Here is a 21,902-nt window from a genome sequence, read left to right on the forward strand (position 1 = left end):
GCCGTGAAATCGGCGCCCACTTCGCTGTAATAAGGCTCAAGCGCCTGCTTCCAGCGCGCATCGCGCTCGGCATCGGGCGCTGGCGGCTGGTGGCAGAAGAAGTTCAGGTTCAGCGGGCGCCCCGGGCAGCCGGCGCGGAATGCAGCGATCTCGGCGCGCACCTGTTCGCCGCTGAGCATGGCGCAGGGCAGGGCGCCCAAGCCACCTGCCAGGCCCACGGCAATGGCCATGGCCGAGCCGGTCGCCCCCGCCATGGGTGCCTGCAGAATGGGCAGCTCGATGCCCAGCAGGTCGAGGATACGGCGGTCGGGCCAGTGGCTCATGCGATTCTCCTTGCGTGGGGCGAGCGATGCGGCGGGGGCTTGCGGCGAGTCTTACAGGGCCTTGCTGACCTGGATGTCGCTGATTTTCTCGGCGTCTTCGCCGTGGATCTTGCGCAGGGCCTCAAGGGCTTGCTCCTGCGAGGCATCGGGCATCAGCGCGAAATCCCAGCGACGCTGGCCGTCGAGCTTGTATTTGATGACGTACTTGATGGTCTGGGTCATGGTGGCCTTATCTGAGTTTCGACGACGAGCGACGGATGATCTTGATCTTGTGGGTCAGCGTTGGCTTGCGGGTGACCGAGATCGGGCGAGTGGTGACGGTATCGATGGTGATGTTCCAGAAGCCGGTGCTGGGTACGGTGATCTTCGCCGGAAACTTCTCGAAATGGCCGCCGTGGTAAGTATGACGGCCGCCGTTCTTGAAGCTGCGGAAGTTGGCGTCGTTCATCAGGCGGATATTGCAGCGCTGGGAGCACTCGATGACGACAATATCGTCCTCGTTGAGGTGCTCGCGCTGGTGTACGAATTTCATGTGATGCTCCGCAAGGTTTGGATCTGCAAAAGCAAAAGATACCACGATGTGCCGTTACACTGCCGCGTTGATCGCCGGGCGTAGATAATTCTGCCAAAGCAGGGAGCAAAACCGCCTGGATGTGGTCGAAGCGAATTCTTGAAGGCAGAGGTGCAGCAAATGAAGTGGATGGTGGCGGCGTTGTCGGTGACGCTCGGTGGCTGCGTGAGCGTCGCGGAGCTGGAGCAATCGCGTGAAACGATGGATGTGATCTCTGGCAAGAGCCCACGCGCCTATGCCGATTGCGTAAAGGAGAAGCTTGCCGATACGCGTGACCCGCTGACCGAAGAGCAGCGTGGCGATGGCCTGCGGCTGATCGTACCGCAGAAAATCACCTCAGGTGCCGGCCCGGCCGCGCTGGTGGATATCGACAAGCGCGGCAGCGGCAGCAGCATCAAACTGCACGAGCGGCTGAATAACTTCCCGCTGCGCCTTGGCGATGTGCGCACTGCCGCAACGCAGTGCATCTCCGGAAGTTGATCTGAAGCAACGGGTCCTCCTTTCTCTGCTTATATGTTTTAAGCCTAAACATATAACAAAAGAAAAGGAGATTCGTGATGACACCGTTGAGACGCGTGATGATCGGCAGCTTGCTGATCCTGATCTGGCCCACGGCACATGCCGCTGATGGTCAGAAGGTCTTCACCCAGGGTGGGGCCAACCCCGCCGCCATGGCCTGTCTGGGATGCCATGGCCCGGACGGCAATGGCATTGCGGCTGCCGGCTTTCCACGTTTGGCCGGGCTACCGGCCGGGTACCTTGCCAAGCAGTTGCAGGACTGGCGCAACGGCAGCCGCAAGCAGCCAGTGATGGAACCTTTGGCCAAGGCCCTGAGCGACGACGAAATCAAGGCCGTCAGTACCTACCTGGCCAGCCTGCCGGCAGCGCCCGCTGGCGACCTGCACCGCCAGCAGATTGCCGATGACCCGACTATCCGCATAGCCCTGTACGGCGACTGGAGCCGGCAGATTCCTGGCTGCGTGCAATGCCACGGGCCGGGTGGCGGCGGGGTGGGCGAACACTTCCCGCCCTTGGCCGGCCAGCCCGCCAGTTACCTGGTGGCACAGCTCAATGCCTGGCGCGACGGCAGCCGCAGCAATGACCCCAACCAGCTGATGGTCGGCGTGGCCAAGGCCATGACCGATGAGGAGATCAAGGCCGTTGCCGAGTTCTTCGCCCGCCCCGCCAGTCAGGAGGTCACGCCATGAATAACCTGATTCCCGTCTTGTTGCTGCTGGCCGTGGGCAGCGCCCAGGCCACGCCGATCGCCATGGAAGACCAGTCGCAGTTGAAGGTTCCCGGTGTGCAGGCGACACCGCAGTTCGTGCCGCCTGCTGAGCGTGAGTTGCCCGATAATGCCTTTGGCAAAATGGTGCGTGAAGGCCACGCCTTGTTCGTCGACACCCGCCGACTGATGCCCGAGGCGGTGGGCAACGGCATGAACTGCAGTAACTGCCACCTCGATCAGGGGCGGTTGGCGCACTCGGCGCCGCTGTGGGGGGCCTACCCGATGTACCCGGCCTATCGTAAGAAGAATGACAAGGTCAACACCTTCGCCGAGCGTATCCAAGGGTGTTTTCAGTTCAGCATGAACGGCAAGCCGCCGGCCGCTGACAGCCCGCAGATGACGGCATTGGCGGTGTATTCATACTGGCTGTCGACCAAGGCGCCGACCGGTGTGGAGATTGCCGGACGTGGTTATCCGGAGGTGGCACAACCCAAGGGCGGTTATGACTTCAAGCGCGGCCAGCAGGTTTACCGTGAACAATGCGCGATTTGCCATGGCGATAACGGTGAAGGGCAAAAGGTCGCAGGCGAGTACGTAATGCCGCCGCTTTGGGGCAAGGACTCCTACAACTGGGGGGCCGGCATGCACCGCATCAATACCGCGGCGTCGTTCATCAAGTACAACATGCCGCTGGGCAAGCCGGGCAGCCTCAGCGATCAACAGGCCTGGGACGTGGCGGCGTGGATCAACCGCCACGAGCGGCCACAGGACCCGCGGTTGGTAGAGGGATCCATCGAGAAGACGCGGGTGAAGTTTCATGCCAATGATGGGGTTAACCTGTATGGTCAGCAGGTTGATGGGGTGCTGATCGGGCAAGGGACAGGTAGCTGAGGTAAGCCGGTGGCGGCCTCTTGGCGCGTGAGCCCGTCGAAGAGGCCGCCACCGGCACGCTGATTTTCCTGTCATCCAACGGTCATGTATGACAGCAATATTTACGATCCCTCGGAACTATCTACACTGGGATATCTCTATGATGGCAACGGTCGTTGTCGGGGGCATTGTAAGGTGACTGCCGCCTGATTAGACTGCGCCGAATTCCACAGGCCTAGCCTTTTGTAAGGACGTATATGATCAAAAAATGCTTGTTCCCGGCAGCCGGCTACGGCACGCGCTTCTTGCCTGCTACCAAAGCCATGCCCAAGGAAATGCTGCCGGTGGTCAACAAGCCACTGATCCAGTATGGCGTTGAAGAAGCATTGGATGCGGGTCTGAACGAGATCTCCATCGTTACCGGGCGCGGCAAGCGTGCCCTGGAAGACCACTTCGACATCAGCTACGAGCTGGAAAACCAGATCAAGGGCACCGACAAGGAAAAATACCTGGTCGGTATTCGTCGTCTGCTCGACGAGTGCTCCTTCTCGTACACGCGCCAGACCGAAATGAAGGGCCTTGGCCACGCGATTCTTACTGGCCGCCCACTGATCGGCGACGAGCCGTTCGCGGTGGTGCTGGCGGACGACCTGTGCGTCAACCCGGAAGGTGACGGCGTACTGACTCAGATGGTCAAGCTGTACAAACAGTACCGCTGCTCGATCGTCGCCATCCAGGAAGTCGACCCGCAGGAAACCAACAAGTATGGTGTGATCGCCGGTGAGATGATCCGCGACGACATCTTCCGTGTGACCAACATGGTCGAAAAACCGGCACCGGAAGACGCGCCTTCGAACCTGGCGATCATCGGCCGTTACATCCTGACCCCGGATATCTTCGACATCATCGCCAATACCAAGCCAGGCAAAGGCGGTGAAATCCAGATCACCGATGCCCTGCTGCAGCAGGCGAAGGATGGGTGCGTGATTGCCTATAAGTTCAAGGGCAAGCGTTTCGACTGCGGTGGCGCCGAAGGCTACATCGACGCGACCAACTTCTGCTTCGAGAACTACTACAAGACTGGCAAGGCTTACTGATAAGCCCTGCTGGCCTCAAAGCCATCCTTCGGGGTGGCTTTTTTGTTTGCGGCGGCCAACGGCGGTATGCTGGACGCCTGCCTGGGAGAGTGAATACATGGCCTTCGATTTTGATCTGTTCGTGATTGGCGCCGGGTCCGGTGGTGTGCGCGCAGCGCGTTTTGCTGCCGGTTTTGGCGCAAAAGTGGCAGTGGCTGAAAGCCGCTACCTGGGGGGCACCTGCGTCAACGTCGGTTGTGTGCCGAAAAAACTGCTGGTGTACGGCGCGCACGTTGCTGATGAGCTGGAGCAAGCCGCAGGTTTCGGCTGGACGTTGGAAGAGGGGCATTTCGACTGGGGCACCCTGATTGCCAACAAGAATCGGGAAATCGAGCGCCTCAACGGCATCTACCGTAACTTGCTGGTCAACAGCGGGGTGACCCTGTTGCAAGGCCACGCGCGTCTGACGGGCGCCAACGAAGTGGAAGTGGACGGTCAACGCTACACCGCCGAGCATATCCTTATCGCTACCGGTGGCTGGCCGCAGGTACCGGACATCCCTGGCAAGGAACTGGCCATCACCTCCAACGAAGCTTTCTACCTCAAGGACTTGCCGCGCCGCGTGCTGGTGGTGGGTGGGGGTTATATTGCCGTCGAATTCGCCGGCATCTTCCAGGGCCTGGGGGCCGACACCACACTGCTGTACCGTGGCGACCTGTTCCTGCGCGGCTTCGACGGCTCGGTGCGCACCCACCTGAAGGAAGAGCTGGAAAAACGCGGCCTCGACCTGCAGTTCAACGCCGACATCCAGCGCATCGACAAGCTTGAGGATGGTCGCCTCAAAGCCACGCTCAAGGACGGCCGCGAGCTGGTAGCCGACTGTGTGTTCTATGCCACCGGCCGGCGCCCGATGCTGGACAATCTGGGCCTGGAGAACACCGGCGTCGAGCTGGATGCGCGCGGCTACATCCGGGTCGATGAGCAGTACCAGACCACCGCGCCCTCGATTCTCGCCATTGGCGATGTGATCGGCCGTGTACAGTTGACCCCAGTGGCCTTGGCTGAAGGCATGGCCGTGGCGCGGCGCCTGTTCAAACCCGAGCAATACCGCCCGGTGGATTACCAGAACATCCCCACCGCGGTGTTCAGCCAGCCACCCATCGGTACCGTAGGCTTGACCGAAGAGCAGGCGCTGGAGGCCGGGCACAAGGTGCAGGTATTCGAAAGCCGCTTCCGGGCCATGAAGCTGACCCTGACCGACATTCAGGAAAAGACCCTGATGAAGTTGGTGGTCGATGCCGAGACCGACAAGGTGCTGGGCTGCCACATGGTCGGTCCTGACGCTGGCGAAATCATTCAGGGCCTGGGCATTGCGCTTAAAGCCGGTGCCACTAAGCAGCAGTTCGACGAAACCATCGGCGTGCACCCGACGGCGGCTGAAGAGTTCGTGACCATGCGCACCGTCACCCGCTGATGACGCGGAGCCTGCTGTGCAGCCTGTAGACGCAGCCTTGTGCTGCGACGAGGCCCTTGCAGACAGAGAAACGCTTCTGTCATTCGGGCCTCGTTGCAGCACAAGGCTGCTTCAGGGGGGGTGCAAGGCCGGATCAATACACCCACACCTCGACCCGCCGGTTGCGCAGCCGGCCTTGCTCCAGTTCATTCCCGGCCACTGGCAGTTCATCGCCCATCCCGGTCACCTGCAGCACCTCCACGCCACCGCGCGCCAGTTCGCGGCGCACCGCTTGCGCACGCAGGCGGGAGAGCAGGGCTGCGCGCCCAGGGGTTTCCTTGGGATCGCCGAACCCCACCAGCACCGCCTTGCCCTGCAGCTTCCCGGCCTGGCGTAGGTACTCTGTCACCCGCTGCACGTCGCGCAGGGCCTTGTTATCCAGGCTGGCGCTTCCTTCCTGGAAGCGGAAGTTCACACTCAGCCGCTGCGCCTGCCGGGCCAGGGTACGATAGGGCGGTGGCATGTCGCCTTGGGGGGCGACAGAAAGGGCCTTGATCTGCTGCGAAACGAAACCCTGCTGGGCGATGATCGCCTGGCCGGCCGGGCTCTGGGCAAAATCGACCAGGGCCTTGGCCTGGGGCTTGGGGTTGGCCGGCAGGTAAAAGTACAGGCGCCGTGAGAGCGGGTAGTCCTCGCTGGCCACCCGTGCGCGCTCCGGCAGCATGGCCGGCGCGTCGCCTTCGGCCACCGCCAGCACCTTGGCCCCGTGTGCGGTGGCCAGGCTGCTGAAACCGATGGCCTGGCGGTCGGTACCCACGCGTGCCGCCAATTCGTCACTGGACTCGAAGCGCCTGGCCTTGGCCGAAAGCTCGCCATGCTGAGGTTCCAGCACCAGCGCCTTGAAGGTCTCGAAAGTGCCGGAACGGTCGTCACGGGCATACAGATGAATGGCCCCGCCAGGTATGCCCAGTTGTTCCCAGCGCTGGATCTGCCCAGAGAAAATGTACGCCAGTTGCCGGATGTTCAGTTGGGGTATTGGGTTGTCGGGGTGGACGATGACCGCGACGCCGTCGAGGCCGATCACCTGTTCGGTGCCGGCTGCGCGAAGGTCGCCCAGCGCCTGCAACTGGCGCACTTCACTGTCGTTGATCGGCCGCGAGGCGGCGGCCAGGTCCGCGTCGCCACGGCCCAGCGCGACAAAGCCGGTGCTCGAGCCGTGGGCGGCAATGTCGATGCGCAAGGGCTGGCCGTGCCCGTCGCGGGCGGTAATCACCCACTCGTTGGCGACCTTGCCCGGCTGTTGCTCGATGGCGGTGGCCTGCTGTGCGCGCAATTGCCCCTGTACCAGCGCGGGCAGCAAGGCCGCGCCGATGGTGTTGGAGCCTTGCACGCGCAGGTGCAGGGGCTCAGCCAGGGTCGCGAGTGGTAGCAGGGTGAGCAGCAAGACAAGCAGGCGGAGCATGCCGGGTGACCTGTGGCATAGAGTTGGCCGGCAGATTACGACAGTGGCGTGATGATAATGTGACGGGGCGTACGCCTCCAATAGTGCAGCGCCTGCCAGATCGTGTGCCGCGCGGGCGGCGCTCGATCTGGCAGGCGCTGCAACGCACAAGAGCGTTAATGCGCCCCGGCCGACTTGCTCAGGTCGCTCTCGGCCCATTCGGTATAAATGCAAGCGTCTGCCACTGCCCAACGCACCTTCACGCTGTCGCCCGGCTGCATCGGCATGCCCGCCGCCGACAGTGCCTTCACGGTCAGCTCGGTACCCCCTGCAGTCACCACATGGCAGGTCTGGCTTTCACCCAGGAACAGCACTTCGCCAACCTTGGCAGTGACCTCGTTCCAACCCGCCGGCAGCGGGTCACGCGTGGCCTGTTCGGCGGTCAGGGCCACGGCCTTTTCCGGGCGCACCATGATCAGTGCATCCTGCGAGGCGGCCAGCCCCGGGGTCAAGCGAATGGCCACTGGCTGGCCCTCGAAGCTGCCCGCGCCGTTGCTGCTGGCCTTGATCCGCAGGAAGTTGGAATTGCCCAGGAACGATGCGACAAAGGCATTCGGTGGGTTCTGGTACAGGTCGTAACCGGTGCCCAGGCCGACGATCTTGCCGTGGCTGAAAATGGCGATGCGCTGGGACAGGCGCATGGCTTCTTCCTGGTCGTGGGTGACGTAGACGATGGTGATGCCCAGGCGGCGGTGCAATTGGCGCAGTTCGTCCTGCAGGTCTTCACGCAGCTTCTTGTCCAGCGCGCCGAGCGGCTCGTCCATCAGCAGGATGCGCGGCTCGTACACCAGCGCCCGGGCGATCGCCACGCGCTGCTGCTGGCCGCCCGACATTTGCGAGGGTTTGCGGTGGGCGAACTGTTCCAGTTGCACCAGCTTGAGCATGGCGTCGACGCGTTTGGCGGTTTCGGCAGCACCGAGTTTGCGAATGGCCAGTGGGAAAGCGATGTTGTCACGCACATTCAGGTGCGGAAACAGCGAATACCGCTGGAACACCATGCCGATGTCACGCTTGTGCGGCGGCACGTTGACCAGCGACTGGCCGTCGACCAGGATCTCGCCGCTGCTCGGTGTTTCGAAGCCGGCCAGCATCGACAGGGTGGTGGACTTGCCCGAGCCGCTGGAACCGAGGAAGGTCAGGAACTCGCCGTCCTGGATCTCCAGGTCGAGGTTGTCCACGGCGGTGAAGTCGCCGTAGTGCTTGTTCAGGCCGCGCAGGCTGACGAGGGTTTTGCCGTGCGCGTTGTCTTTGATCACTGCACTCATTGTTGTTTTCTCCGCGCTCAGGCGTTTTCGGTGCGCCGGCGCAAGGCGGCGGCAATGAACATGACCAGCAACGACAGGCCGATCAGCAAGGTCGAAGCCACGGCGATGACCGGGCTCAGGTCCTGGCGCAAGGTGGTCCACATCTTCACTGGCAGGGTCTGCAGGTCGGGGCTGGCCATCATCACGCTCAGCACCACTTCATCCCAGGACACCAGGAAAGCGAACAGGCCACCGGCGATCATGCCGGGGCGGATGGCCGGGAAAGTGACCTTGAAAATGGCCTGCAGGCGTGAGGCACCGCAGATCACCGCAGCATCTTCGATCGACTGGTCGAACAGCTTCAGCGAGTTGATGATCGAGATGATGGTGAACGGCAGGGCGACGATCACGTGGCTGACCACGAAGGCGAACAGCGTGCCGGTGTAACCTAGCTTGAGGAACAGTGCGTATACCGCCACGGCAATGATCACCAGCGGCACGATCATCGGCATGGTAAACAGCCCGTACAGCAGCTCGCGGCCCGGGAAGCGGCCACGCACCAGGGCGAATGCGCTGGGCAGGCCCAGCAGCACGGCGGCGATGGTGGTCAGCACGGCCACCTTAAGGCTGGCCAGTGCGGCGTCCATCCACTCCGGGTTGGAGAAGAACTGGCCGTACCACTTGAAGGTCCAGCCCGGTGGCGGGAACACCAGCCACTGTGACGAGCCGAATGACAGCAACACGATGAACACCACCGGCAGCAGCAGGAAGGCCGCGATGACCCCGGTGGTCAGGTACAGGCCCGTACGCAGCGGGCGGCCCATGGCATTGGGAGACAGGAGCATGGCGGTTTACCTCGCGTTGCCAACCGGGGATTCCGGCTGCAGCTTCAGGTACAGGTAGAAGAGCACCAGAGTGATCGCCACCAGCAGTGCGGCAGCGGCGCTGGCCAGGCCCCAGTTGAGGAACGACTGCACCTGCTGGATGATGAATTCGGGCAGCATCATGTTCTGTGCGCCCCCCAGCAGCGCCGGGGTGACGTAGTAACCGAGCGACATCACGAACACCATCAGCGCCCCGGAGAACAGCCCCGAGCGGCACAGCGGCAGGAACACCTTCCAGAAGTTGGTCCACGGGCTGGCGCCACAGATCGAACCTGCCTGCAGCACCATCGGGTCGATGGCGTGCATGGTCGCCTGCAGTGGCAGCACGATGAACGGGATCATGATGTAGCTCATGCCGATTACCACGCCGGTGAGGTTGTGTACCATTTCCAGCGGGGCATCGATGATGCCCATGGCCATCAACGCCTTGTTGATCACGCCCGAGCTCTGCAGCAGCACCAGCCACGAGTAGGTGCGCGCCAGCAGGCTGGTCCACATCGACAGCAGCACGATGTTCAGCAGCCAACGGCCCCAGCCCTTGGGCACCAGGGTGATCGCCCAAGCCAGCGGGAAGCCCAGCAGCACGCTGATCAGGGTCACCACGCCGGCCACCGAAAAGGTGTTGAACAGCACACGTGCGTAGGCCGAGTTGGCAAACAGCTGCTCGTAATTACCCAGCCCCGGGGTGGGTTCCAGCACCCCGCGCAGCAGCAGGCCGACCAGCGGGGCGAAGAAGAACACGCCAAGGAACAGCAGGGCAGGCAGCAGGTTGCGGCTGCCTTTCCAGCGCTGGCTCAGGCTTGCGCGGCGCGGGGCGGTGCCCGGGGCGCCGGCACCCGTGGGGGTGCCTTGCGCATTATGCAGGGCGTTGATGGCGACTTTCATTTGACCAACCACTCATTCCAGCGGGCCGCGATGGCTTGACCGTTCTTGGCCCAGTAAGCGAAGTCGAGTGTGACCTGGTCCTGGGCGTAGGCAGTTGGCAGGTTTGGCGCGAGGTCTTTGTCCAGTTTGGCCACGCTGTCGACGTTGACCGGCGCGTAGGCGGTCTTGTTGGCGAATTCGGCCTGGCCCTCGGCGCTGCTGGCGTTGGCCAGGAATTTCATGGCCGCTTCCTTGTTCTTGGCGCCTTTGGGGATGACCAGGAAGTCGGCCATGACCAGGTTCTGCTTCCAGCTCACGCCCACTGGTGCACCATCTTGCTGCAGGGCGTAGACACGGCCATTCCAGAACTGGCCGAGCGAGGCTTCACCCGAGGCCAGCAACTGCTGCGACTGGGCACCACCGCCCCACCAGACGATGTCTTTCTTGATGGTGTCGAGCTTCTTGAAGGCGCGGTCCAGGTCCAGCGGGTACAGTTTGTCGGGGGCTACGCCGTCGGCCAGCAGGGCCAGTTCAAGCACGCCGGGGCTGGGCCATTTGTACAGGGCTCGCTTGCCGGGGTAGGCCTTGGTGTCGAACAGCGCGGTCCAGTCCACCGGCTTGTTGGCCCCGAGCTTGCCTTCGTTGTAGCCGAGCACGAAGGAGAAGAAGAATGACCCGACGCCATGGTCAGAGACGAAGCGTGGGTCGATCTTGTCGCGCTTGATCTGGTTGAAGTCGAGGGGTTCAAGCAGGCCTTCGCTGGCAGCGCGCAGGGCAAAGTCCGCTTCGACGTCGACCACGTCCCATTGCACGTTGCCACTCTCGACCATGGCCTTGAGCTTGCCGTAGTCGGTGGGACCGTCCTGCACGACCTTGATGTTCGTGGCTTTGGTGAACGGTACGGCCCACGCTTCTTTCTGGGCGTCCTGGGTCGTACCGCCCCAGCTGACGAAGTTGAGGCTGTCGGCGGCCTGGGCGGCCTGACATGCCAGGGTCAGCAGGCTGGCGGACAGCACTGCGGTTACACGTTTGCTCAACAGCATGGTTACGCCCTCGTTGCTTTTTGTTATTCGAGGCGGGGCTTGTGGTGCGCCCGCCAACTGTGTTCGGGGAGCAGCTAAAACAAAGTGTCTGGTGGCCGTGGGTGAGTGTAGGTGCGGCCTGCAGATTCAAGGTCTACGGGATATCATATTATGGTATTCCAAACTTTTGGCAAGAGGTATGAGGCGACCGGCCATCACTCCGCCCTGTCAAAAGCACCAAGGGCCCTGTAGGAGCGGGTTTACCCGCGAATGCGTCGGTGGTGTCACCCTCGCATTCGCGGGTAAACCCGCTCCTACAGGGCCCCGCTAAATCAATTGCTTATGTGTTCTCAGCCATCCATCCCCGGGTCGAACGGGATGCTCTGCACCACCTCCAGCTCATACCCCGCCAGCCCCGCGTATTTCAGCGGTGGCCCCAGGTGACGCAGCTTGCCCACGCCAAGGTCCTGGAGGATCTGCGCCCCGGTGCCCACTTCGGAATACACCTTGGACTGACCACGTTGATAGGGCCGCACAGGGTGGGTCAGGTGTGGCACGCGCTCAAGCAAGGCCTGGGAGGATTCGTGATTGGCCAGGATCACCACCACGCCAGTACCTTCATCGGCGACCTTCTGCAGCGCCGCCCACAGCGTCCAGTTGGCGGGACCTGCGTATTCGGCACCCACCAGGTCGCGCAGCGGGTCGATCACATGCACCCGCACCAGGGTCGGCTGTTCGCGACGAATGTCGCCCATGACCATGGCCATGTGCACACCACCTTCGATGCGGTCTTCATAGGTGACCAGGCGGAAGGTGCCATGCACCGTCGGCAGTTCGCGCTCGCCGATGCGCTTGATGGTCTGCTCGGTGCTCAGGCGGTAGTGGATCAGGTCGGCGATGGTGCCAATCTTGATGCCATGCCGTGAGGCGAACACTTCCAGGTCGGGGCGACGTGCCATGGTGCCGTCGTCGTTCAGCACTTCAACGATGACCGAGGCCGGGCTGAAGCCGGCCAGGCGTGCCAGGTCGCAGCCAGCTTCGGTGTGGCCGGCACGGGTCAGCACGCCGCCTTCGCGTGCCCGCAGGGGGAAAATGTGGCCAGGTTGCACCAGGTCTTCGGGGCGGGCGTTGGGGGCCATGGCCGCTGCCACGGTGCGTGCCCGGTCAGCGGCGGAAATGCCGGTGGTGACCCCGGTGGCCGCCTCGATCGACACGGTGAACGCGGTGCTGAACACGCTACCGTTGGCCGGAACCATCTGCTCCAGGCCCAGGCGCTGGCAGTGATCGTCGGTCAAGGTCAGGCAGATCAGCCCGCGTGCCTCGCGGGCCATGAAGTTGATGGCCTGGGCGTCGCAGCGCTCGGCGGCGATCAACAGGTCGCCTTCGTTTTCCCGGTCCTCATCATCCACCAGCAGGACCATCTTGCCTTGCCGGTAGTCCTCGAGAAGTTCCTCGATGGTGTTGAAAGCCATGGTGCACGCTCACTGTGGTGGGGTGAATTTTATGGTATACCATCATACACAAATATCGCCGTAACAGGAGAGCTGCACATGAAGGCCTACTGGATCGCCCATGTGGACGTGACCGACCCCGAGCAATACCAGCAGTACACCCAGCGCGCCCCGGCAGCCTTCAAGGCATTCGGCGGTCGCTTCCTGGCCCGTGGCGGGCGTAGCGAGGCGATGGAAGGGAGGGTTACGCCTCAGCGTAGTGTGGTGATCGAGTTCGATTCGTACGAACAAGCGGTGGCTTGTTATCGGTCCGAGCTGTATCAGGAGGCTTGCAGCCATCGGCAAGGTGTGGCGAAGGCTGAGGTGATCATTGTGGAAGGGTTTGAGCCCTGAGCAGGATTTGCCGGCCCTTTCGCGGGTAAACCCGCTCCTACACAGGCCACCACAGAATTTGACGTTTGTGGTGGCCTGTGTAGGAGCGGGTTTACCCGCGAAAGGACCGGACCTGCCGCACCGATGGCAGATTCATTGAAGCCTGCGGGCCGTTTCCGCAAATAGAAGCAAAAGACCCGCCCAGGCGGGTCTATTGCTCATCGCCTCACTGCAGATGCACTTTAAGTTCGTTGCCCGCCTGCCGCAGCGCCGCCTTTACTGCCGGCACTTGGCTCAACGGGTTGAGCAGCCCATAGTCATGAATCATTCCGTTGTAGCGCACCGAGGTTACTGTCACGCCCGCCGCATTCAACTTGCGGGCATACGCCTCACCTTCATCCCGAAGCACATCGAACTCAGCCGTTTGCACCAGGGCCGGTGGCAAGCCCTTCAGCTGTTCGGCGGACGCCCGCAGCGGCGAGGCGTAGATCTGCGCCCGCGCCTTTGCATCAACGGTGTAGTTGTTCCAGAACCACTTCATCATCCCGGTGGTCAGGAAGTGTCCTTCGGCAAACTGCTTGTACGATGCTGTCTCGAAGCTGGCATCGGTCACCGGCCACAGCAGCAGCTGGAAGCGCAGGGCAGGGGTGCCGGCCTCTTTGGCCTTGAGTGCAACAACCGCCGCCATGTTGCCACCAACGCTGTTGCCGGCTACCGCCAGGCGCTTGCCATCCACGCCGATCTCCTTGCCATGCTCGGCCACCCAGCGAGTCGCGGCGTAGGCCTGGTTGATCGCCGTCGGGTAGTGCGCTTCCGGTGACGGGGTGTAGTCCACATAGACCGCCACCGCACCCGAGCCGACCACCAGGTCGCGGATCAGTCGCTGGTGGGTCGGGAAGTCGCCCAGCACCCAGCCGCCGCCGTGGAAGAACATGAACACCGGCAGATCACCTTTGACATTCGTCGGGCGTACCACTTGCAGCTTGATCGACTGGCCATTGGCCTGAATCGTGCGTTCCTTCACCTCGACCCCCGAGAGGTCGACCTTTACCGAGGCCTGGGCGCCGGTCAGTACCGCACGGGCGTCGTTTGGTGTGAGCTGTTCCAGCGGCTTGCCACCCCCTTTCTCCAGGGCTTCGAGGAAGGCCTGGGTGTGTTGTTCGACACCAGGGCTGCCTGCGGCGAAGGCACTGGAAACAGACAGGGCCAGGAGGGAGGCGGTGAGGGCTTTGTGGACAATGTTCATGGGCGAATCCTTTTCTTTGCAAATGTTGGTAGTGGGCGTCTTGCCTGGCCTGAGGGGCCATCGCTGCGACTTGTGCGTAGATTAGGCAGATGCACTCGTGGGAAAAAGCCGCTATAAAGTGTTTGACTGTCAGCAAGAGTGAGACAATGAACCCTTACGAAGACATGCGGATCTTTGCCCAGGTGATGGAGGCCGGCAGTTTCACCGCTGCCGCCGACCGTCTGGGCATGTCCAAGCAATCGGTCAGCCGGCGTCTGATGCAGCTTGAAGAGCGCCTGGGCGTGCGCCTGCTCAACCGCTCCACCCGGCGCCTCGATGCCACGCCACTGGGGCAGCACTACTACCAGTCGGCCCTGCGCCTGCTGGGTGAAGTGCAGCAGGTCGAACACGACATCAGCGGCCAGGCCCAGGTCTTGCGCGGCACCTTGCGCCTCAGCGCGCCGCTGTCGTTTGCCATGGCGCACCTGGGCTGCCTGCTGACCGAGTTTCTGCAGTTGCACCCCCAGGTTGATGTGGAGGTAGACCTGAGCGACCGCGCCGTGGACCTGATTGGCGAAGGTTATGACCTGGCGCTGCGGATTGGTGCACTGGAGGACTCCAGCCTGATCGCCCGGCGTATCGCCAGTGTCGAGCGGGTCTACTGTGCGAGCCCGGCGTATTTGCAAGCACGGGGAGTGCCGGGAAAACCGGATGAGCTCGCCGCGCATGATTGCCTGCCCTATGGGCATTCGCGGCAGGTGCAGTGGCAATTTCACAAAGGTGGCAAAACCCAGGCAATTCAGGTGACTGGACGCATGAGGGCGAACAATGGCGAGTTGCTGCGGGGGGCTGCGATTGCCGGGATGGGGGTCACTTACCTGCCGACCTTTATCGTTGGGCAGGCGTTGGCGGAGGGGCAACTGGTGACGGTTCTGGATGAGTGGCGCCCGCCCGCGCTGCAGCTGTCGGCGGTGTATCCGCAGCACCGGCAGGTGGCGCGGCCGGTGCAGGGTTTTGTCAGCTTCCTGCGCGCGCGGCTGGCGCAGCTCTGACCGTTGCTACAGGCTATGCTTGCCCTATGAGTACACCCGTTCCTTTACGCCAACCTTGCCCCCCTGGCGCCTGCGTCTGCGGCCGCGAGCAACTGGCCGACCATCCGCAGGCCGCCCAGCGCATCCTCTTGCTGACCCGGCAGGAAGAAAAACGCCTGCTCGAACGGCTGGAAAACCTGAAGGACCTGGAAGACCTTCAACGTCTGCAGCAGCGCCTGTACGAAAACCTCGGCATCCGCGTGCACATCGCCCCCGGTTACAACGAGGTACGGACCATGCGCGGCATCGTCATCGAACTGGACGATCAGCCCGGGCTGTGCCGCAAGACCCGGCAATCTATCCCGGCGGCGATCCGGCGCGGGCTGGAGCGTAATCCGCAGGTTGCGTTCCGGTTGCTCGATACGCATGACCTGTTGCGTGATACCTGAGCGTTGATACCGGCATCGGCCGCGCCCACATGGGGGCGCGTCAATTCCGTTAATTTTTACACCGCTTGCTACGTCTACTTGAAAGCCACCCTGCGCCAGGCGCGCAGCGGCATCATCATTTAAGGAGACAGGCAATGACTTCCGTTTTCGACCGCGACGATATCCAGTTCCAGGTAGTGGTCAACCACGAAGAGCAATACTCGATCTGGCCCGACTACAAAGCCATCCCCAATGGCTGGCGAGCTGTGGGCAAAAGCGGCCTGAAGAAGGACTGCCTGGCCTACATCGATGAAGTCTGGACCGACATGCGCCCGCTGAGCCTGCGCCAGAAAATGGCTGAAGCTGCCGCCCAGTGACCGTGTTGAACCTGCTGTGCCTGCCGTACTCCGGGGCCAGCGCCATGGTCTACAGCCGCTGGCGGCGCAAGCTGCCGGCATGGTTGCAGGTGCGCCCGGTGGAATTGCCTGGGCGGGGGGCGCGCATGACCGAGTCGCTGCACACCGACATGCAAGTGCTGGCTCGGCAACTGGCCAGCGAGCAGCGACTGGCGGCAAGCGCTCCTTACGCGTTGCTCGGCCACAGCCTGGGTGCACTGCTGGCCTTCGAGCTGGCCCATGAGCTGCAGGCATTGGGCTGCCCGGCGCCGCTGGCCTTGTTCGCCTGCGGCACCGCGGCACCTACCCGGCGTGAGGACTACGACGGCAACAACTGGCGCGAGCCCAAGAGCGACGCCGAGCTGATCAGCGAGTTGCGCGCGCTGCAGGGCACGCCTGAAGAAGTGCTGGCCAACGCTGAGCTGATGAGCCTGACCTTGCCGACCTTGCGCGCCGATTTTCTGTTGTGCGGCACTTACACATACCGGCAGCGACCGGCGTTGCAGTGCCCACTGCATGTGCTGGGTGGCGTGGAAGACCGGGCCAGCGATGAGCAACTGCGGGCATGGCGCAGTGAAACCCAAGGCGCGTTCTCGCTGCAGATGTTCCCGGGTGGCCATTTCTTCATCCATGAGCAGGAAGACCGTGTGCTCGCTGCGCTGACCGCGTCGCTGCAACCGCTTCGGCTGTCTGCCTGATTGACGTCACCGCTTGCCTGGGGGAGGCTAGGGTTTTTCCCAGGCAAGAGGCAGACAATGCTGATCGATCCACTCAAGGCCACGCTACTGGTCGTCGACATCCAGGAGAAACTGATCGGTGCCATGAGCGACCCCGAAGGCACTCGGGCACGGGCCCGTTGGTTGCTGGCGGCGACTGCCGAGCTGGCGCTGCCGACGGTGATTTCCGAGCAGTACCCCAAAGGCCTGGGTCATACCCTGGCCGAACTGCTGGCCGCAGCGCCGACAGCCGAAGTGGTGGAAAAAAGTCACTTTTCCTGCGTGGCTGCCGAGTGCCTGCCAGCCAGTTTGATGGCCCGCGAGCAGGTGATCGTCTGCGGCATGGAAACCCATGTTTGCGTGCTGCAGACCGTGCTCGGCCTGTTGGCGCTGGGCAAGCAAGTGTTCGTGGTCGAGGATGCCTGCGACAGCCGCACCCCGGCCAGCAAGGCCGCAGGCCTGGCGCGCATGCGTGCTGCCGGCGCGCAGGTAGTGACCCGCGAGATGGTGTTGTTCGAATTGATGGGCAGTGCCGGGCACCCGCAGTTCCGCCACATCAGCAAAACCTATCTGGTCGGTGAACAGCCCTGAACGGCCGGTTACTTGCCATTTCGCTGATGGCCCTGGCGCTGTTGCAAGGCTGTGCCGGGCGCCGCGAAGAAGCGCCCGAAGCGGACCCGGCCAAAATCCGTGCGCAGCTGTTGCGGCTGTTACCCGCCCAGGTCAAGGACCGCGAGGGTTGGGCCAACGATATTCAGGCAGCCTTCGAAGCCCAGCGCATAGCGCCCAGTAAAAGCAACCTGTGCGCAGTGCTGGCGGTGACCGAACAGGAGTCGACCTTCACTGCGGACCCGCAGGTGCCCAACCTTGGGCGTATCGCCCGCCAGGAGATCGACCGCCGCGCTGCGCGCCTGCATATTCCCAAGCTGCTGGTCGACGGTGCGCTGAAAACGCCGTCGGGCAACGGCCAGAGCTACCAGCAGCGTTTGCAGACGGTGCGCAGCGAAAAACAGTTGAGTGAACTGTACGACGAAGTCGTTGCACGCGTGCCGCTGGGCAATACCTTGCTGGACGGGCTGAATCCGGTGCACACCGGTGGGCCGATGCAGGTCAGCATCGACTTCGCCGAAAAGCATGCAAGGGATTACCCCTACAGCCATGAAGGCACGATTCGGCAGGAAGTGTTCAGCCGGCGCGGCGGCATGTACTTCGGTATTGCCCACCTGTTGGGCTACCCGGCCAATTACGAGCGCCAGCTTTACCGTTTCGCCGATTTCAACGCGGGCTGGTACGCCAGCCGCAATGCGGCATTCCAGGCGGCATTGAGCAAGGTCACGGGGGTGAAGTTGGCACTGGACGGCGACCTGGTGGCGCCGGGGGCGATCATGCCGGGGACGACTGAACTGGCCGCGCGCAAGCTGGGGGTGAAGCTGGGGCTGCGTAACCCGCAGATCCGAAGCCAGCTGGAGGAGGCCGACAGCCTGGCGTTCGAGGACAGCAAGCTGTATAGCGGGGTGTTCGCCCTGGCGGATGCCAAAGCCGGCAAACCGGTGCCCCGCGCAGTGTTACCGGGCATCGAGCTGAAGAGCCCGAAGATTACCCGCAAGCTGACCACGGCCTGGTTTGCCGGGCGGGTGGATGAGCGCTATCAGCGGTGCATGAAGCGTTAGCCTGGCAGCAACCGCGATCCTTGAGCGGGTTTACCCGCGAATACGGTGGTGGCGGCAACGGTGATCGGCGGGTGGAAATTGGCCAGCAGGCCCGGCCCTTTCGCGGGTGAACCCGCTCCTACGAACCACCGGTGCGTGTCCACCGCAGCCGCGCGAGCCTGTCCGATCAGCGCCCGCCCAATGCCCCCACCACCTGGTCAACGCTGGCCTCGAGCCCCGCAATCGCATCTTCAGGGTCACTCTCCACCACCACCAGCTTGGCCCCGGCCGCCTTGATCACCTCGGCCACTGCCGCGTCCGGCTGACGATGGTCCAGCACCAGTGCCACGTCCTGCGCCTTCAGGTTGTCCCCTAGCGCCTTTAGGGCGGCTGCATCCCATTCGGCCGGCAGTGGCTGCTCGACCGCATCCAGGTTCAACCCGTTGACCAGATACCCCAGCCGCTCCGACAGGCTCACCACCGTCAGGTTGTCGACTTTGGCCAACCGCGTCTGGCTGCTGGCCGAAAGCTCCAGCAATTGGCGCTTGAGCCCTGCCAGGTTGCCCTGGATCTTTGCCTTGTCGTCAGGCGCCAGGCGCTCCAGGTCATTGGCCACCACGTCGGCCATGCGCCCGAGGTTGGTCGGGTTGAGCCAGGGGTAAGCGTCATAGGCATCGTCACCGCTCACCGCAATGCCCGGCAGGGCACCATCCACCGGTCGTGCGGCATCGATCTCGACAATGCGGATATTGCTGCGCCGAGCCACCGGGTACAGCGGGTCGTCGCGCCAGATCGAACGCACGGCGATCACCGCATCTGCCTGCTGGGCGGCCTTGTGCAGGCCTGCGCCGCCACGCCCGCTGAAATACGACGGTTGGCGGCTGGCAGGCAGGTTGGCCGGTGCCGCCCGCTGGAGTTGCACCGCAGTGCCTTCGAGCAAGGCGCTGGCCAGGCTATGGGTGACGGGCAGGGTCGTCAGCACTTGCGTGGCGAAAGACAGGGACGGCAGGCCGGCCAGTGCCAGCGCCAGGGTCAGGTGTTTGAAGTTCATGCCGGGTTTCCTTGCAGGCGGGGAACGAGCGCGCGGGCCAGGGCGGCCAGGGCAAAGCAGATGCCGGCGACCAGGATGATCGCGGCCCCTGACGGCACCGGCAGGTCGAAAACGATCGGTAGCAGGATGCCGAACAGGGTACTGATGGTGGCAATCAGCACTGACAGGAAGAAAAAGCCCTTGAGCGACTGGCTGACCAGGCGAGCGGCGGCGGCCGGGATGACCAGCAGTGCACCGACCAGGATGGCCCCGATCACCTTTACCGCAGCCACGGTCACCAACGTCACCAGCACGACGAACAGATAGTCCAGGGTCTTCACCGCCACCCCGCGCACAGCCGCCAGCTGCGGATTGAAACTGGCCAGCATGATGCGGTTGTACAGCGGCAGCGCCAAGGCCAGCACCAGCACTGCGACGATGCCCAGCACGAACAAGTCCTGGGCGCTGACGGTCAGCACCGAGCCGAACAGCACGTTCTCGAGGATGTGTACGTTGATCTTGCCCGCCAGCATCAGCAGCAGGCTGGCGCCCAGCGCCAGCGACACCGACAGGAACACGCCAATCAGTGTGTCCGGCGACAGCCCGGTACGGTTGCGCAGGAAGTTGAGCAGGATGCCGAACAGCAGGCAGTAGCCGAACAGGCTGCCGTAAGGGCCGGTATAGGGCTCACCCAGCAGGATACCGATGGCCACGCCGGTCAGCGCCGCATGGCCGACCGCCTCAGAGAAGAACGCAAATCGCTTGACCACCACCAAGGTGCCCAAGCCGCCCAGCACCGGGCCGATCATCAGGCCGGCCAGCAAGGCATTGACCACGAAACCGTAGGCCAGCGCCTCGGGCAGATAACCGGCAGTGGCCCAGCCCTGGACCGTTTGGCGAAAGATTTCAAAACTCATCAGGCAAGGCTCTCGCTACGCGGGTGAACGGAGAACAGGCCGAGCAGGCGCTCCGGGGTCAGGGCCTGGGCAGGCGGCGCATCGAACAGCACCTGGCGGTTCAGGCCTGTTACCCGGTCCGCCAGACGCAACACGGCTTCCAGGTCATGCTCGATCCACAGAACGGTAGTGCCGGCCTGGCGCCAGCCCTGCAATAACTGTTCGAACACCTGGATTCCGGCTTCATCGAGGGCCGACATCGGTTCGTCAAGCACCAGCAACTGCGGCTCGGGGATCAGGCCCTGGGCCAGCAGCACGCGCTGGCGCTCACCGCCGGACAGTGCCCCCATGCGCCGCGTGCGCTTGTCGAGCATGCCAACCTTTACCAGGGCTGCATCAATGGCCGGCTTCACGCGCCGCGACAGGCCGAGGAAGGCCGGGCGGCGCTGGCACATGGCGGCCATGAAATCGTCCACGGTCATGGGCAGGCCGCGGTCGAACTCCAGTGCCTGCGGCACGTAACCAATCACTTCGTGCTCACCTGGCCAATGCAAGGTCAGCTGGCCCTGGTGTGGCATCTGCCCGAGCAGGGTTTTGATCAACGAGCTCTTGCCACCGCCGTTGGGGCCGACGATGGCGTGCACGCTGCCTGCTGCCACGCTGAAACTGACCTGTTCGAGGATACGCGTGCGCCCCAGGGTCAGGTCGATGCCAGTGAACTCGATGCGCGGCCCGCAGGCTGTCGCCAGCTTGGCGGCAGCGGTCATGCGCGGTTCTCCTGAATGGCGCGGACCACCGTGTCGAGGTTGCGCTTCATTTCCACCTCGTACTTGTCCTTGGTGTACTCGCCGTAGGAGATATGCGTCAACGGATACAGGCGCACACCGGACTCACGCTGAATGGTTTCGACATAGGCCGACGGGAAGTCCATTTCCGAGAAGATCACCCGCACGTCCAGCGCCTTGAGCTGGTCGATGGTCTTTTTCAGCTGCGCCGGGCTGGGCTCGATGCCATGGGCCGGCTCGACGACAGCGGTCACCTCCAGGCCGAAATCGCGCACCAGGTAGTCATAGGCGGCATGGATGGTAGCGACCCGGAACGTTGCGCCAGGGGCTTCGGTGACCTTGGCCAGGGCCTCGGCACGCAGGGCGCGCAGGCGTTTGGCGTAGGCACGGGCGTTTTGCGTGTACAACTTGGCGTTGTCCGGGTCGAGTTTGCCCAGTTCACGGGCGATGTTGTTCACCTGGGCGATGGTGGTGCTGATCGACAGAAAGGTGTGCGGGTTGACCACCTTGCCGGCACCGCGCGCGGCAATGCCGGTGGCCGCCAGCAGCGGCACGTTCTGATTGGCTTCGATTGTGGCGATGTCGGGTTTTTCGCTGGTGGCGATCATGCGGTCTGCGAAATCGTCATGGCCAACACCGTTGAGCACCACCACGTCCAGTGTGCCGATGCGCTTGATGTCCTCGGCCCGCGGCTCGTAGGCGTGCGGGTTGAAGCCCGCCGGAATCAGGGGAACCACCTCGGCCTTGTCGCCGACAATATTGCTCACGTAGCTGTAGTAGGGGTGCAGGGTGATGCCGATTCGCAGCGGCTTGCTGTTATCGGCCAGGGCCAGTGCCGGCAGGGCAAGGGTCAGGAGCAGGGCGAGGGCGGAGCGAAACATGGGCGGG

The 21,902-nt window shown here is 63.2% G+C and carries 26 protein-coding genes; 12 read left to right on the forward strand and 14 right to left on the reverse strand.

What is annotated here, in order from left to right:
- The 3 genes from ACF8FG_RS19345 to ACF8FG_RS19355 form a co-directional block, all read right to left on the reverse strand.
- A partial coding sequence (locus ACF8FG_RS19345) for a nitronate monooxygenase (RefSeq protein WP_392519140.1) occupies window positions 1-323 on the reverse strand: 323 nt, incomplete at its 3' end.
- 51 nt (window positions 324-374) lie between these two features.
- Entirely contained in the window at window positions 375-545 is a 171-nt protein-coding gene (locus ACF8FG_RS19350; protein WP_012051910.1) for a hypothetical protein, read from the reverse strand.
- Window positions 546-552: 7 nt separating this feature from the next.
- On the reverse strand, window positions 553-855 hold the full coding sequence (locus ACF8FG_RS19355; protein WP_003250918.1) for a DUF1883 domain-containing protein: 303 nt from the start codon (window positions 853-855) through the stop codon (window positions 553-555).
- Between the two features lie 159 nt (window positions 856-1,014).
- Here ACF8FG_RS19355 and ACF8FG_RS19360 point away from each other — a divergent pair, with 159 nt between their 5' ends.
- The 5 genes from ACF8FG_RS19360 to gorA all read left to right on the forward strand — a co-directional run bounded on the left by ACF8FG_RS19360 (window position 1,015) and on the right by gorA (window position 5,542).
- On the forward strand, window positions 1,015-1,374 hold the full coding sequence (locus ACF8FG_RS19360) for a hypothetical protein (RefSeq protein ID WP_019438771.1): 360 nt from the start codon (window positions 1,015-1,017) through the stop codon (window positions 1,372-1,374).
- 77 nt (window positions 1,375-1,451) lie between these two features.
- Window positions 1,452-2,102 carry a cytochrome c gene (locus ACF8FG_RS19365; RefSeq protein ID WP_019438772.1) on the forward strand — a complete coding sequence of 217 codons (651 nt, stop codon included), beginning with the start codon at window positions 1,452-1,454 and terminating at the stop codon, window positions 2,100-2,102.
- Window positions 2,099-3,013 (forward strand): c-type cytochrome, encoded by a 915-nt coding sequence (locus ACF8FG_RS19370; RefSeq protein ID WP_014590483.1) that lies wholly within the window; start codon window positions 2,099-2,101, stop codon window positions 3,011-3,013. The genes ACF8FG_RS19365 and ACF8FG_RS19370 overlap by 4 nt, the downstream gene beginning before the upstream one ends.
- Before the next feature lie 236 nt (window positions 3,014-3,249).
- Window positions 3,250-4,089, forward strand: coding sequence for a UTP--glucose-1-phosphate uridylyltransferase GalU (gene galU, locus ACF8FG_RS19375; protein WP_014590484.1), 840 nt, complete (start codon window positions 3,250-3,252; stop codon window positions 4,087-4,089).
- A 97-nt stretch (window positions 4,090-4,186) separates the two neighbouring features.
- The gene (gene gorA / locus ACF8FG_RS19380; RefSeq protein ID WP_003256243.1) at window positions 4,187-5,542 is read left to right on the forward strand and encodes a glutathione-disulfide reductase; all 1,356 of its coding nucleotides are present in this window, start codon (window positions 4,187-4,189) and stop codon (window positions 5,540-5,542) included.
- Window positions 5,543-5,675: 133 nt separating this feature from the next.
- Here the strand turns inward: gorA and ACF8FG_RS19385 are convergent, their stop codons facing one another.
- From ACF8FG_RS19385 to ribBA, 6 genes are all read right to left on the reverse strand, one after another.
- Window positions 5,676-6,983: a substrate-binding domain-containing protein gene (locus tag ACF8FG_RS19385; RefSeq protein ID WP_014590486.1), complete on the reverse strand. Its 1,308-nt coding sequence runs from the start codon at window positions 6,981-6,983 to the stop codon at window positions 5,676-5,678.
- A gap of 155 nt (window positions 6,984-7,138) precedes the next feature.
- Complete coding sequence (locus tag ACF8FG_RS19390; protein ID WP_014590487.1) at window positions 7,139-8,287, reverse strand: ABC transporter ATP-binding protein; 1,149 nt, start codon at window positions 8,285-8,287, stop codon at window positions 7,139-7,141.
- 17 nt (window positions 8,288-8,304) lie between these two features.
- Window positions 8,305-9,111: an ABC transporter permease gene (locus ACF8FG_RS19395; RefSeq protein WP_003256236.1), complete on the reverse strand. Its 807-nt coding sequence runs from the start codon at window positions 9,109-9,111 to the stop codon at window positions 8,305-8,307.
- A gap of 6 nt (window positions 9,112-9,117) precedes the next feature.
- Window positions 9,118-10,035: an ABC transporter permease gene (locus tag ACF8FG_RS19400; protein ID WP_014590488.1), complete on the reverse strand. Its 918-nt coding sequence runs from the start codon at window positions 10,033-10,035 to the stop codon at window positions 9,118-9,120.
- Window positions 10,032-11,057 (reverse strand): ABC transporter substrate-binding protein, encoded by a 1,026-nt coding sequence (locus ACF8FG_RS19405; RefSeq protein ID WP_004576593.1) that lies wholly within the window; start codon window positions 11,055-11,057, stop codon window positions 10,032-10,034. Before ACF8FG_RS19405 ends, ACF8FG_RS19400 begins: the two co-directional genes overlap by 4 nt.
- A gap of 329 nt (window positions 11,058-11,386) precedes the next feature.
- Window positions 11,387-12,508: a bifunctional 3,4-dihydroxy-2-butanone-4-phosphate synthase/GTP cyclohydrolase II gene (ribBA, locus tag ACF8FG_RS19410; RefSeq protein ID WP_014590489.1), complete on the reverse strand. Its 1,122-nt coding sequence runs from the start codon at window positions 12,506-12,508 to the stop codon at window positions 11,387-11,389.
- Window positions 12,509-12,586: 78 nt separating this feature from the next.
- On the opposite strand from ribBA, the gene ACF8FG_RS19415 reads away from it, so the two are divergent.
- Window positions 12,587-12,880, forward strand: coding sequence for a DUF1330 domain-containing protein (locus tag ACF8FG_RS19415; protein ID WP_014590490.1), 294 nt, complete (start codon window positions 12,587-12,589; stop codon window positions 12,878-12,880).
- Between the two features lie 205 nt (window positions 12,881-13,085).
- Here the strand turns inward: ACF8FG_RS19415 and ACF8FG_RS19420 are convergent, their stop codons facing one another.
- Entirely contained in the window at window positions 13,086-14,105 is a 1,020-nt protein-coding gene (locus ACF8FG_RS19420) for an alpha/beta hydrolase (RefSeq protein WP_019436714.1), read from the reverse strand.
- A 146-nt stretch (window positions 14,106-14,251) separates the two neighbouring features.
- On the opposite strand from ACF8FG_RS19420, the gene ACF8FG_RS19425 reads away from it, so the two are divergent.
- The 6 genes from ACF8FG_RS19425 to ACF8FG_RS19450 all read left to right on the forward strand — a co-directional run bounded on the left by ACF8FG_RS19425 (window position 14,252) and on the right by ACF8FG_RS19450 (window position 18,324).
- The gene (locus ACF8FG_RS19425) at window positions 14,252-15,136 is read left to right on the forward strand and encodes a LysR family transcriptional regulator (RefSeq protein ID WP_010954640.1); all 885 of its coding nucleotides are present in this window, start codon (window positions 14,252-14,254) and stop codon (window positions 15,134-15,136) included.
- Window positions 15,137-15,162: 26 nt separating this feature from the next.
- Window positions 15,163-15,564 (forward strand): hypothetical protein, encoded by a 402-nt coding sequence (locus tag ACF8FG_RS19430; RefSeq protein WP_010954639.1) that lies wholly within the window; start codon window positions 15,163-15,165, stop codon window positions 15,562-15,564.
- 134 nt (window positions 15,565-15,698) lie between these two features.
- Complete coding sequence (locus ACF8FG_RS19435; RefSeq protein ID WP_003256222.1) at window positions 15,699-15,920, forward strand: MbtH family protein; 222 nt, start codon at window positions 15,699-15,701, stop codon at window positions 15,918-15,920.
- The gene (locus ACF8FG_RS19440; RefSeq protein WP_019436716.1) at window positions 15,917-16,636 is read left to right on the forward strand and encodes a thioesterase II family protein; all 720 of its coding nucleotides are present in this window, start codon (window positions 15,917-15,919) and stop codon (window positions 16,634-16,636) included. The genes ACF8FG_RS19435 and ACF8FG_RS19440 overlap by 4 nt, the downstream gene beginning before the upstream one ends.
- A gap of 57 nt (window positions 16,637-16,693) precedes the next feature.
- On the forward strand, window positions 16,694-17,245 hold the full coding sequence (locus tag ACF8FG_RS19445) for a hydrolase (RefSeq protein ID WP_019436717.1): 552 nt from the start codon (window positions 16,694-16,696) through the stop codon (window positions 17,243-17,245).
- Between the two features lie 26 nt (window positions 17,246-17,271).
- Window positions 17,272-18,324, forward strand: coding sequence for a DUF1615 domain-containing protein (locus tag ACF8FG_RS19450; RefSeq protein ID WP_014590496.1), 1,053 nt, complete (start codon window positions 17,272-17,274; stop codon window positions 18,322-18,324).
- Window positions 18,325-18,490: 166 nt separating this feature from the next.
- Here ACF8FG_RS19450 and ACF8FG_RS19455 read toward each other — a convergent pair whose 3' ends face one another.
- The 4 genes from ACF8FG_RS19455 to ACF8FG_RS19470 are packed head-to-tail and all read right to left on the reverse strand — an operon-like array spanning window position 18,491 to window position 21,895.
- Window positions 18,491-19,354 carry a metal ABC transporter solute-binding protein, Zn/Mn family gene (locus ACF8FG_RS19455; protein WP_014590498.1) on the reverse strand — a complete coding sequence of 288 codons (864 nt, stop codon included), beginning with the start codon at window positions 19,352-19,354 and terminating at the stop codon, window positions 18,491-18,493.
- Window positions 19,351-20,250, reverse strand: a complete 900-nt coding sequence (locus ACF8FG_RS19460) for a metal ABC transporter permease (protein WP_014590499.1) — start codon at window positions 20,248-20,250, stop codon at window positions 19,351-19,353. Before ACF8FG_RS19460 ends, ACF8FG_RS19455 begins: the two co-directional genes overlap by 4 nt.
- The gene (locus ACF8FG_RS19465; RefSeq protein ID WP_014590500.1) at window positions 20,250-20,996 is read right to left on the reverse strand and encodes a metal ABC transporter ATP-binding protein; all 747 of its coding nucleotides are present in this window, start codon (window positions 20,994-20,996) and stop codon (window positions 20,250-20,252) included. Before ACF8FG_RS19465 ends, ACF8FG_RS19460 begins: the two co-directional genes overlap by 1 nt.
- Window positions 20,993-21,895, reverse strand: a complete 903-nt coding sequence (locus tag ACF8FG_RS19470; RefSeq protein ID WP_019436719.1) for a metal ABC transporter substrate-binding protein — start codon at window positions 21,893-21,895, stop codon at window positions 20,993-20,995. Before ACF8FG_RS19470 ends, ACF8FG_RS19465 begins: the two co-directional genes overlap by 4 nt.
- Window positions 21,896-21,902 lie beyond the last annotated feature (7 nt).

The organism is Pseudomonas sp. YQ_6, assembly GCF_043103245.1.
Taxonomy (GTDB): domain Bacteria; phylum Pseudomonadota; class Gammaproteobacteria; order Pseudomonadales; family Pseudomonadaceae; genus Aquipseudomonas; species Aquipseudomonas alloputida.